Source organism: Blastococcus sp. TML/M2B (assembly GCF_016612865.1).
Lineage (GTDB): Bacteria > Actinomycetota > Actinomycetes > Mycobacteriales > Geodermatophilaceae > Blastococcus.
The window spans coordinates 508,862-520,211 of record NZ_JAENZZ010000001.1 but is presented as its reverse complement, the minus strand read 5'-3'; the positions used below and the strand labels follow the sequence as shown (position 1 = coordinate 520,211).

10 protein-coding genes and 1 tRNA gene are annotated in these 11,350 nt (G+C 74.7%); 3 read left to right on the top strand and 8 right to left on the bottom strand.

What is annotated here, in order from left to right:
• Positions 1-155 precede the first annotated feature (155 nt).
• The 4 genes from JKP75_RS02480 to JKP75_RS02465 all read right to left on the bottom strand — a co-directional run bounded on the left by JKP75_RS02480 (position 156) and on the right by JKP75_RS02465 (position 4,622).
• On the bottom strand, positions 156-995 hold the full coding sequence (locus tag JKP75_RS02480) for a hypothetical protein (RefSeq protein ID WP_200489328.1): 840 nt from the start codon (positions 993-995) through the stop codon (positions 156-158).
• Positions 996-1,186: 191 nt separating this feature from the next.
• Complete coding sequence (locus JKP75_RS02475; RefSeq protein WP_200489329.1) at positions 1,187-2,083, bottom strand: TatD family hydrolase; 897 nt, start codon at positions 2,081-2,083, stop codon at positions 1,187-1,189.
• Positions 2,084-2,120: 37 nt separating this feature from the next.
• Positions 2,121-3,917 carry a methionine--tRNA ligase gene (gene metG, locus JKP75_RS02470; RefSeq protein ID WP_200489330.1) on the bottom strand — a complete coding sequence of 599 codons (1,797 nt, stop codon included), beginning with the start codon at positions 3,915-3,917 and terminating at the stop codon, positions 2,121-2,123.
• Positions 3,918-3,965: 48 nt separating this feature from the next.
• Positions 3,966-4,622 carry a hypothetical protein gene (locus tag JKP75_RS02465; RefSeq protein ID WP_200489331.1) on the bottom strand — a complete coding sequence of 219 codons (657 nt, stop codon included), beginning with the start codon at positions 4,620-4,622 and terminating at the stop codon, positions 3,966-3,968.
• Between the two features lie 162 nt (positions 4,623-4,784).
• Here JKP75_RS02465 and corA point away from each other — a divergent pair, with 162 nt between their 5' ends.
• Positions 4,785-5,927: a magnesium/cobalt transporter CorA gene (gene corA / locus JKP75_RS02460; RefSeq protein ID WP_200489332.1), complete on the top strand. Its 1,143-nt coding sequence runs from the start codon at positions 4,785-4,787 to the stop codon at positions 5,925-5,927.
• A 62-nt stretch (positions 5,928-5,989) separates the two neighbouring features.
• Here corA and JKP75_RS02455 read toward each other — a convergent pair whose 3' ends face one another.
• The gene (locus JKP75_RS02455) at positions 5,990-6,868 is read right to left on the bottom strand and encodes a hypothetical protein (protein WP_309229451.1); all 879 of its coding nucleotides are present in this window, start codon (positions 6,866-6,868) and stop codon (positions 5,990-5,992) included.
• A gap of 130 nt (positions 6,869-6,998) precedes the next feature.
• Positions 6,999-7,838, bottom strand: coding sequence for a 16S rRNA (cytidine(1402)-2'-O)-methyltransferase (gene rsmI / locus JKP75_RS02450; protein WP_200489333.1), 840 nt, complete (start codon positions 7,836-7,838; stop codon positions 6,999-7,001).
• 53 nt (positions 7,839-7,891) lie between these two features.
• On the opposite strand from rsmI, the gene JKP75_RS02445 reads away from it, so the two are divergent.
• Complete coding sequence (locus JKP75_RS02445) at positions 7,892-9,412, top strand: dolichyl-phosphate-mannose--protein mannosyltransferase (protein ID WP_200489334.1); 1,521 nt, start codon at positions 7,892-7,894, stop codon at positions 9,410-9,412.
• Between the two features lie 32 nt (positions 9,413-9,444).
• Positions 9,445-10,266 carry an enoyl-CoA hydratase-related protein gene (locus JKP75_RS02440; RefSeq protein ID WP_309229450.1) on the top strand — a complete coding sequence of 274 codons (822 nt, stop codon included), beginning with the start codon at positions 9,445-9,447 and terminating at the stop codon, positions 10,264-10,266.
• A gap of 61 nt (positions 10,267-10,327) precedes the next feature.
• Here the strand turns inward: JKP75_RS02440 and JKP75_RS02435 are convergent.
• Both JKP75_RS02435 and JKP75_RS02430 read right to left on the bottom strand, forming a co-directional pair.
• Positions 10,328-10,401, bottom strand: a tRNA-Ala gene (locus JKP75_RS02435).
• An 80-nt stretch (positions 10,402-10,481) separates the two neighbouring features.
• The gene (locus tag JKP75_RS02430) at positions 10,482-11,177 is read right to left on the bottom strand and encodes a hypothetical protein (RefSeq protein WP_309229449.1); all 696 of its coding nucleotides are present in this window, start codon (positions 11,175-11,177) and stop codon (positions 10,482-10,484) included.
• Positions 11,178-11,350: the final 173 nt, after the last annotated feature.

Below are 11,350 nucleotides of genomic sequence, written 5' to 3'. Positions count from 1 at the left end.
AATCAGACCGTCGCCATGTCGCTATGTGGACGCGCCGACACGTTCTGTGACAGCCGTGCCGGGATCAGGAACTCGGGACCGTCGCTCGTCGCTCTGCCGGGGTGAGCAAGCGCACAGCGTGGGATCCAGCCGTTCGGGGCACACACGCCCGCCCGTCAGCCCGCCAGCGCCCGGGCCCCGGCACGCACCGGTCGCAGCCACGTCACCAGGAAGAACGCGACCGCCAGCCCGGACGACAGGGTGCAGAAGCCGCCGGCGACCAGCCCCACCGGCAGCAGGTCGAAGTGCTCGGTCACCCGGTCGCCGCGGTCGATGCCCGCGGTGAGCAGCAGCGCGCCCAGCGGCAGCAGCGCCAGCACGCCCGTCGCCGCCGAGACCAGGTGCGCCGTCCAGGTGCGCAGCGCCTCGTCCACCGGCACGTCGGCGCCCGCGGCCGGCAGCGGGCGCACGACCGCCCGCAGCAGCGCCAGCTCGGCGAGCACCCAGGCCACGCCCGGCACCGCCACCGCCGTCCCCGCGAACGCCGCGCCGACCTCCTCGCCCGACCACAGCCAGGCCGCCGTCGCGATCACCGCGACGACCTCCAGCCGCATCGTCCACACCAGCCAGGCCGAGATCAGCTCCGCCCGGCGCGGCCGCCGGTGCGGCTGGGCCACCGCCCAGCGCGGCCGCGGCCGGGTCACCTCCGCCAGCAGGACGCCGGCCAGCAGCCCGAGCACCAGGATCGGCACCCACAAGAAGACCGACGACTCCCCCACCAGCACGAGGACGCCCACGATCCCGGCGATCCCCAGCAGCAGGCCCAGCCGCCGCCAGCGGCGCCCGTGCTGCGCCTGCTGGGTCAGCGCCGCCGCGCCCTCGGCCGTCGGTTCGACCAGCTCCACGGACCCGCCGGCCACCGCCCGCCGGTCGGCCGCCCGCGCCCAGGCACGCGACAGCAGCACGCCCGGCACCAGCAGGGCGATGAACAGCACGACGGCGATGAGGCGGCCCACCCTGTCATTGTCGCCCTCCGGGCGACACCGCGGCCACGTGCCGTTCCCCTGCGCCGCTGAGCCGCCCCCGTCCCTCCTCTGGGGACCCTCCGGGCCCCCGTCGTCGGGACCGCTCCGCGGGTTGCTCCCCGTCGTTCCTCGGGGGACCCTCCGGGCCCCCGCTCGTCACGACCCGCTGACGCGAGGTCGGCTCAGGTGCCGGTCTCCCACGAGCCGAAGACGCGTTCTGCGTTGCGGGTGAGCTGGTGGCAGAGCTCCTCGAGGTCGGTGCCGGTGACCTCGGCGAGGGCGCGGACCGTGTGCGGCACCAGGCGGGAGGCGTTCGGGCGGCCGCGGTGCGGGACCGGCGTGAGGAAGGGCGAGTCGGTCTCGACCAGGAGCTGCTCGGCCGGGGTGAGAGCGGCGGCCTCGCGCAGGTAGCCGGCGTTGCCGAAGGTCAGGGTGCCGGCGAACGACAGCACGAAGCCCCGCGCGACGCAGGCCTTCGCGAACGCGGCGTCACCGGAGAAGCAGTGGAAGACGGTGTGCTCGGGCGCGCCCTCGTCGTCCAGCACGCGGAGGATCTCGTCGTGGGCGTCCCGGTCGTGGATGACCAGGGCGACGCCGTGCTCCTTCGCGATCCGGATGTGCGCCCGGAACGACGCCTCCTGCGCGGCCCAGCCCTCGGGGCCGGTGCGGAAGCGGTCCAGGCCGGTCTCCCCCACGGCCCGCACCCGCGGCAGCGCGGCCAGCCGGTCGATCTCGGCCAGCGCCTCGTCGGTCGCCTTCCCTGCCCCCGCCTCGTTCGGGTGCAGCGCCACGGCGGCCAGCACCGACGGGTGCCGCGCGGCCAGGGCCGCCGACCAGCGCGATGAGGCGACGTCGACACCGACCTGGACCAGCCGGGTCACGTTCACCGCCGCCGCGGCCGCGATCTCGGCGTCCACGGCGGCGTCGGACGCCCACTCGCCGTGCTCGTCGTCCGCCGGCCGCTCCCCCAGCACGATGTCCAGATGCGTGTGGCTGTCCAGCGCCGGCGCCGGCAGCGGCTCCGGGGACGGCGGCGGCTCACCGCGCCGGTTGGCCCGCGACGAGGCCGACCGGCTCACGCACGCCCCCCGAGGGCAGAAATGGCCATTACTGCCGTCACGCGGAGCCCTCTTCGAGGCGGGCCAGCTCCTCCTCCACCACCGAGTCGTCGAGCTTCTTGAAGATCGGCGTCGGAGCGCTCAGCGGGCTCCCCGACGGCAGCGGGCGCGAGCCCCACGTCGCCGCGGCGCCCGCGTAGTCGCCGGTGATGATCGGGTAGGGAGAGCCGTCGTCGAGATCCGTGGTCTCCACGATCTGCGGCGCCGGCGACCACACGCCCTCGCCCCCGAGCAGCTCGTGCACCTTCTGCGCCGAGTGCGGGAGGAACGGGGTGAGCAGCGCGTTGCAGTCGCTGATCGCCTGGAGGGCCGTGTGCAGCACGGTGTCCCGGCGGGCCGGGTCCTCCTTGAGCTTCCACGGCGCCTGGTCCGACAGGTACTTGTTCGCCTCGCCGACGACGCGCATCGCCTCGGTCGCCGCGGCCTTCTGCCGGTTGCGGCCGAGCAGTTCGCCGATCGGCCCGAACGCCGACGACGTCGAGGCCAGCAGCGCGCGGTCGGCGTCGGTCAGCTCGCCCGGCGTCGGGATCGCGCCGACGTTCTTCGCCGCCATCGACACCGTGCGGTTGACCAGGTTGCCCCAGCCCGCGACCAGCTCGTCGTTGTTGCGGCGGACGAACTCCGACCAGGTGAAGTCGGTGTCCTGGTTCTCCGGGCCGGCGGCGGCGATGAAGTAGCGCAGCGCGTCGGCGTCGTACCGGGCGAGGAAGTCGCGCACGTAGATGACGACGTTCCGCGAGGAGGAGAACTTGCGGCCCTCCATGGTGAGGAACTCGCTGGAGACCACCTCGGTCGGCAGGTTCAGCCGGCCGTAGGAGCCCGGCGTCCCGCCCTTGTCGCCCTCGCCGTTGTAACCGAGCAGCTGGGCCGGCCAGATCTCGGAGTGGAAGACGATGTTGTCCTTGCCCATGAAGTAGTAGGCGTCGGCGTCCGGCGACTGCCACCACTGGCGCCAGGCCTCCGGGTCCCCGGAGCGGCGAGCCCACTCGATCGACGCCGACAGGTACCCGACCACGGCGTCGAACCAGACGTAGATGCGCTTGTCGGGCCGGTCGCGCCAGCCGTCCAGCGGCACCGCGACGCCCCAGTCGATGTCGCGGGTGTAGCTGCGCGGCTTGAGGTCCTCGAGCAGGTTGACGCTGAAGTTGAGGACGTTCGAGCGCCAGTTCTTCCGCGTCGCCAGCCAGTCGCCCAGCGCGCGGGTGAACGCCGGCAGGTCGAGGAAGTAGTGCTCGCTCTCGACGAACTTCGGCGTCTCACCGTTGATCTTGCTGACCGGGTTGACCAGGTCGGTCGGGTCGAGCTGGTTGCCGCAGTTGTCGCACTGGTCGCCGCGCGCGCCGTCGTAGCCGCAGATCGGGCAGGTGCCCTCGATGTAGCGGTCGGGCAGGGTGCGCCCGGTCGACGGGCTGATCGCGCCGAGCGTCGTCTTCGGGAACACGTAGCCGTTCTTCAGCAGGCCCAGGAAGATCTCCTGGCTGACGGCGGCGTGGTTGGCCGTCGTCGTCCGCGTGAACAGGTCGTAGCTCAGCCCGAGGGACTGCAGGTCGTCGACGATCACCCGGTTGTTGCGGTCGGCGATCTGCCGGGGCGTCACGCCCTCGGCGTCGGCGGCCACGGTGATGGGCGTGCCGTGCTCGTCGGTGCCGCTCACCATCAGCACCCGGTTGCCGCTCATCCGCTGGAAGCGGCTGAAGACGTCGGAGGGGACTCCGAACCCGGAGACGTGGCCGATGTGCCGCGGGCCGTTGGCGTAGGGCCAGGCGACCGCGGTCAGGATGTGGCGATCACTCACGGCACAACAGTACGGAGGCCCGTCCACCCGGTTGCCCGGGCAGTCGGGTCAGTGCGCGGTAACGGTCGTGGAGGCGATGTCGCCCGGGCCCAGCGGGTCGTCCACCGGGCCGACCAGCGCGAGGGCGCCGAGGGCCAGGCCGATGACGGCGAGGGTCGCCGTCGCCAGGCCGCGGTGCGCGACCGCGGGGTCGGGACGCCGCTCGACGACGCGGGGACCGGCCGCCAGCCACGCCGCCACCGACGGCGAGCCGGCCAGCAGCAGCTTGCCGACCGGGACCGACACGGCCAGCAGGAGCGCACCCGGGAGCGCGAGGGGCAGGGCGACGGGGACGAGGAGCGCCGCGACGCCGAGCAGCGCGACCAGCGCCAGCTCGCCGACGGCGACGCCGACCAGCATCCGGCGACCGGAGCCGTCGACCACCGCGGCGCCGCTGCCGGCCGCCAGCACGATCCACGCCGCCAGCAGGAGCAGGCCGACGGCGACGACCGGGCCGGCGGGGCGCGACGGCCCGCCGAGCAGGCCGTCCAGCCCGTGCAGCGCGACCGCGAGCAGGGCGACGGCCTCGACGACGGCGAGGGCGCCGGTGAGCAGGGCGGTCACGGGCGGGCGGCGCCGCGCCGTGCCGGTGCCGAGGGGGCGGAGCGGGAGCGCGAGACGCGGGCCCGCGAACGCACCGCGCATGCCGTGCACGTCGATCGCCACGCCGAGCTCCCCTGACCGGTCCGAACTGTCCCCGGAGGGCTCGTCGCGTTCCCGCCCGTGCTGGAGGGCCGCAGCGCCGGGCCCCACCCCGACGGGTGAGCCGCCCGCTCGCCCCGCGCGGCGCGCCTACGCTGCGGACGCCCGGTCCCGAGGAAAAGCCCGATGAGCAGCGCCGGCACCCCGCCCCCGCCCCCGCCGTCGACCCCGCCGCTGCCCGACCGCGCCGCCGGCCCGGAGACGACCGACGGGCCGCCGAACCCCCGCCCCCGCCCGGCCGGCCGCGAGCCGCGGACGCCGACCCGCGCCCCCGGCACCCCGGCCGTCGTCGACTGCGCCGTCTACGTGGACGGCGAGCGGCAGGCCGCGGTGGAGCCCGAGGAGGCCCTCCACGTCGCGGAGCGGACCGGCGGCTTCGTGTGGCTGGGGCTCTACGAGCCGACCGAGGACGAGCTCGCGGCGATCGCCCGGCGCTACGCGCTGCACCCGCTGGCCGTGGAGGACGCCGTCTACGCCCACCAGCGGCCCAAGCTGGAGCGCTACGACGAGGCGCTGTTCATGGTGCTGAAGACGGCGACCTACGTGGAGCACGAGGAGCTGACCGCGACCAGCGAGGTGGTGGACACCGGCGAGGTCATGGTCTTCCTCGGGCCGCGCTACGTGATCACCGTCCGGCACGGGCACCACAGCGAGCTCGGCGACCTGCGGCACCGGCTGGAGGAGCAGCGCGACCTGCTGTGCCTGGGCCCGGCCGCCGTCCTCTACGCCGTCGCCGACCTGGTGGTGGACACGTTCGTCGACGTCGCCGGCGCGGTCGAGGACGACGTCGACGAGCTCGAGGCCTCGGTCTTCAGCCCGTCGCGGACCGACGACATCGGCCGGCTGTACCAGCTCAAGCGGGAGCTGATGTCGCTGCGCCGGGCGGTCTCCCCGCTGGAGGTGCCGCTGCAGAAGCTGGCCGAGCGGGAGATCGATGTCGTCCCGCAGGCGATGCGCTCCTACTTCCGCGACGTGCTCGACCACGCCATCCGGGTGCGCGACCAGGTGGCCGGCCTCGACGAGCTGCTCACCTCGATCCTCCAGGCGTCGCTGGCGCGCACCTCGATGGCCGACAACGAGGACATGCGCAAGATCTCCGCCTGGGCCGGCATCATCGCCGTCCCGACCGCGATCGCCGGCATCTACGGGATGAACTTCGAGCACATGCCCGAGCTCGGCACCCGCTACGGCTACCCCGTCGTCCTCCTGGTGATCCTGGTGTCCTGCCTGCTGCTGCACCGCGGCTTCAAGCGCAACGGCTGGCTCTAGCCCGGCCGCGAGAGTGCATTTCGCGGGCCCATCCCGCGGGGATGAGCCCGCTTTCCGCACACTCACGCCACGAGGGCCGCGGCGACCCTCGCGATGAGCTGCGCCGGGTGGCGCAGGTCCTCGGCCGTCACGAAGACGACCCGCCAACCCGCAGCCGTCAGCCGGTTGAGCCGCGCGCGGTCCTTCGCGAACTGGCCGGGCTCCCCGTGCCACCGCCCGTCGTACTCCAGAGCGATCCGCTGCTCGGGCCAGGCGAAGTCGACGCGCGCCACGAAGCGCCCCCGGTCGTCGACGACGCGGTGCTGGGCGATCGGCGCCGGCAGCCCGCTCCGGCGCAGGAGCAGCCGCACGCGGGTCTCCGGAGGAGACTGGGCCAGCCCGTCCGCCAGCGTGCACGCCGTCCGCGCCCGAGCGGCACCACGGCCCCGGGCGACGGCCGCGAGCGCCCGGACCCGGCCCAGGTCCGCCTGACCGCTGTCGACCATCCGGTCGACGGCGACGACGGCTGCGTCCCCGGACAGCAACCCGGCGAGGCGGACCGCCGTCGCCTCTGGCGAGGTCACCGGCATGCCGTGACGCGAGGCCCGCTCAGCCGGCGGGAGAGCGGCGCGACGCACGCTCAGGCCGGGCCTGCGGACCGGGTGCGACCGCGGCGGGACCGTGACCTCGACGTCGTCGTCCGCGGCGGCGAGCTCCACGCCCCAGAGCACCGCCGCGCTCCTCCCGCTCACGACGGCGAAGGGCAGGAGGACGCACGCGGCGCGGGCCCGCACCTCGTGGGTCAGCGTGACGTCACGGTGCAGGTAGACGCCTCGGAACACCGCCCGCCAGGCACTGCTGCGCAGCTGATCGGGGGTGAGCAACCCCTCGTCGACGGCCCACCAGCCGAGGAACGGCTCCGCGGTGAGCAGCGCGGGGGGCTGCGACGGCGTCCGGGACACCGGGACACCCTGGCGGGCCCGGCACCCGGGGCGTGCCCGTCATCCACAACCCGCCGCGAGCGTGCAGTTGTCGGGGCCATCCGGCGCGGATGGGCCCGCGCAGCGCACTCTCGAGCGCTGGGGGCGCGGGTCAGGCGCCCTTGTGGGCGACGACGGCGTCGTAGACGTCCCGGCGGGGCAGGCCGGTGCGCTCGACGACGGCGCGGATCGCGTCCTTGCGGGTCGCGCCGGCCGCCTCCTCGGCGGCGACCTCCGCCGCGAGCTCGGCCGGCGTCAGCGTGACGGCCCGAGGAGGCGCGCCGCCCACCACCAGCGTGATCTCGCCCTTGACGCCGTCGGCGGCCCAGGCGGCGAGCTCGGCCAGCGTGCCGCGGCGGATCTCCTCGTAGGTCTTGGTGAGCTCCCGGCACACCGCGGCAGGACGGTCCTCCCCGAGGACGGCGGCGGCGTCGGCGAGGGCGTCGGCGAGGCGGTGCGGCGACTCGAAGAAGACCATCGTGCGCGGCTCGCCGGCCAGCCCGGTGAAGCGCGCCCGGCGCTCACCGGCCTTGCGCGGCAGGAAGCCCTCGAAGCAGAACCGGTCGACCGGCAGCCCGGAGACGGCCAGCGCGGTGGTCACCGCGGACGGGCCGGGCACCGAGGTCACGGCGATGCCGGCGTCGATCGCCGCGCGCACCAGCGTGTACCCGGGGTCGGAGACCGACGGCATGCCCGCGTCGGTGAGCAGCAGGACCGTCGCGCCGTCGGCCAGGGCGCTCATCAGCCCGGGCAGCCGCTGCTGCTCCACCGACTCGTGGAAGGTCACCACGCGGCCGGTGAAGGTGACGCCGAGGTCGGAGGCCAGCCGGTGCAGGCGCCGGGTGTCCTCGACGGCGAGCACGTCGGCGGTCTCCATCACCGAGCGCAGCCGCGGTCCGACGTCACCGGGCTGCCCGAGGGGCGCGCCGCCCAGCACCAACCGACCTGTCACCCCGGCAGCCTGTCACGGCGGGCCGAGCCGGCGACCCACCTACCCTGGCCGGCATGGCGCTGCTGGCACCCGAGCGGGAGGAGCACGAGGCCTCCCGGCCCACCCCGGACGCCGCCCGCTGCGGCCGGCTGCTGCGCCCGCGCCGCGACCGCACCCCGCCCCTGCCCCGGGACACGCGGCTGTCCTGGCTGCTCACCGGCCTGCTGGGTGCGCTCACGCTGTGCAGCCGGCTCGTCGGCATCCGCTACCCCGCCGACCGGTTGTTCGACGAGGCCTACTACCCGCCCGAGGCCGCGGAGCTGCTGCGCTGGGGCTACGAGTACAACCGCGGCTACACCTTCATCGTCCACCCGCCGCTCGGGAAGTGGCTGATCGCCGTCGGCGAGGCGCTGTTCGGCAACGACTCGTTCGGCTGGCGCCTCCCGAGCGCGGTCGCCGGCTCGATCGCCGTCGTCGTCCTGGTCCGGCTGGCGCGGCGGCTCACCGGCTCGACGCTGCTGGGGCTGCTCGCCGGCCTGCTGCTGGCGCTCGACGGCTTCTCGTTCAGCCTGTCCCGGATCGGCCTGCTCGACATCTTCCTGCAGGTCTTCGTCGTCTCGGCGGTCGCCTGCCTGGTGGTCGACCGCGACCGGGTGCGGGCGCGGATCCGCGTCGCGGGCGAGCGGGCGGCCGGCGGGTTCCGCCTCGGCCCGCGCGGCTGGCGGATCGCCGCCGGGTTCCTCTTCGGCTGCGCCTGCGCGGTCAAGTGGAGCGGCATCTGGTTCCTGGTGTTCTTCGCCGTCCTCTCGATGTTCTGGGACCGCGCGGCCTGGCGGGACGCCGGCTCGCGCACACCCACCCGCGCCGCCGCCCGGTACGGCCTGCCCGGCGGGCTGTGGGCGCTGGCGGCGGTCCCGGTGCTCACCTACCTGGCCAGCTTCACCGGGTGGTTCCTCGGCGAGTCCTCGCAGGGCAAGGCGTGGGCCCAGCAGAACCCGGACACCGCGTTCCCCTTCGTCCCCGACGCGCTGCGCTCGCTGTGGCACCAGCACGCCGAGTGGCTGCGCTTCCACAACGGCCTGTCGACGCCGCACCCGTGGGAGTCGGGCCCGTGGTCGTGGCTGGTCAACGGCCGGCCGATCCTGCTGTGGAACCCGCAGGGCCTCACCGACGACGCCGGCGAGCCGGTGGTGCGCTACATGCTCATGGTCGGCACGCCGACGCTGTGGTTCCTCTTCGTGCCCGCGATGGTCTGGCTCCTCTGGCGGGTGGTGGCCCGGCGCGACCCGGCCGCCGGGGTGGCGACGACGGCGATCGCCGCGGGCTGGCTGACCTGGCTGGTCAACACCGACCGCACGATGTTCATCTTCTACCTCGCACCCGTCGTCCCCTTCCTCGTGCTGGCGATCACGCTGCTGCTGCAGGACGTCATCGGCCCCCGGCAGGGGCAGCGGCGCACCGTCGGCCTGGCGGTCGTCTGCCTCTACGTGGCGGTGGTCGCGGCCACGTTCGTCTTCTTCCTGCCGGTGCTCACCGGGGAGCCGCTCAGCAACGCGGAGTGGCTGCGGCGCATGTGGTTCCCGTCCTGGTTCTGAGGCGACGGCCGCCGCACGCCCCTACCGTGGCGGTGACCACTCCCCGGGAGAGGACGACGATGACCGACGCGCCCGACCGCCCCTCCGTGCTGACCGCCGTGGACGGCGACGTCTGGCGGATCACCCTGGACCGGCCCGAGACCGGCAACGCCCTCACCCCGGCCCTCGCCGCCGAGTTGCTGGCTGCGCTGGCCGCCCGCCCGGAGGACACCCGGGTGATCCTGCTGCTGGGCAACGGGCCGCGCTTCTGCGTCGGCGGTGACGTCGGCTCCTTCGCCGGAGCCGACGACCCGGGACCGTTCGTGGGGCAGCTGGCGCACGACTGGCACGAGGTGATCCGCGCGATCCTCCACAGCCCCGTGCCGGTGGTCGCCGGGGTGCAGGGCGCCGTCGCCGGGGCCGGTGTCGGGCTGATCGGGGCCTGCGACCTGGTCGTCTGCGCGCGGACGACGAAGATCCGCCCCGCGTACGGCGCGATCGGCTTCACCCCGGACGGCGGCACCTCGTGGGCGCTCAGCCGCTCGCTCGGCGCCCCGCGGGCACTGGACATCCTGCTGAGCAACGGCTCGCTCACCGCCGCCGAGGCGCACCTCACCGGGCTGGTGGCGCGCCTGGTCGAGGACGAGGAGCTGCGGTCGACGGCCGAGGCGCTGGCCGCGGAGATCGCAAACGGACCGATCCGCGCGATGGTCCGGACGCGGGCGCTGGTGCGGAAGGCCGCCACGCGCACCCTCGAGGAGCAGCTGGACGACGAGGCGCAGCTGATCGCCGAGTCCGCCGACGACCCGGAGGGCCGCGAGGGCGTGCGGGCCTTCGTCGAGAAGCGCCGGGCAGACTTCCGCAGCGCGACCTGAGCGGGCCGGAACGCACGAACGCCGCCGGGCGGAGGCCCGACGGCGTTCATGGCGTAATGGGTGGAGCTGAGGGGAGTTGAACCCCTGACCCCCTCGATGCGAACGAGGTGCGCTACCGGACTGCGCCACAGCCCCTTACGCGATGCCAGCTTACCGCCCCGGCTCGCCGGTGCCACCACCGGGGCGGCAGCGGCGAGCCGGGGACGGCGGGTGCCTCAGAGGTTGGCCACCCGGCGCGGCTGGTACTCGTCGATGTCGGCGAAACCGAGGTCGTCGTCGTCGAGCCCGACGACGGCGCTGTTCTGCCAGCCGACCGGAGCCGGCGTGCGGGCGGCGACCACGCGGCCGCGGAACTGGGCGACCGGCGCGAGCGGGACGCTGGGGTGCGGCAGCTCCGGCAGCGCCTCGGCGGCGACCGTCTCGTGCACCTCGGGGGCGGTGCGCGGCGCGGGGGCGGCGACCGGTGCGGGGCGGGCCGCGGTCCGCAGTGCCTCGCGGGCGGCGGCCCGGGCGGCGCGACGGGCGGCGAGCCGCTCGCGGCGGGCCACCTTGCGCAGCACCAGCACGTAGCCGACGACTGCGAGGTCGAGGACGACCTGCACGGTCCACAGCCAGGGGCTGTAGACGACGGCGCCGACCAGCGCGACGAGCGCGAGGGCGACCAGCCCACCGAGGGTGCGGCGGCGCAGCGCGTGCACGTCGACCTTCAGCTCACCGCTGGTGAGCAGGGCCGTGCGGTCGATGGACACCCGCTCGGTCTCCGCGTGCACCACCGGGTCCGCCGCGCGGCGCCGCTGCAGCGTCCGCCCGGAATCGGCACGCCCGGTCCGGTCGTCCTGCGCGTCGCCGCGGGTCACCACCATGGGCACCAGCACGACGAACCAGAGGACGACCAGAGCTGCCAGCAGCACGCCTGATCCCATTTCGAACACCACCTGTCACATGAGTCACTCGCGAGGGCGAGGTTATGCAGACGCCCCCTCCGAACGAGGGAGGCGCGCGGCGTGTCGCTGATCGGTCGTGTGACTGGTGTGACGGCGCCGCGGCGTGTCGACACGGGAGAGGCGGTGACCGTCCCGGCCGC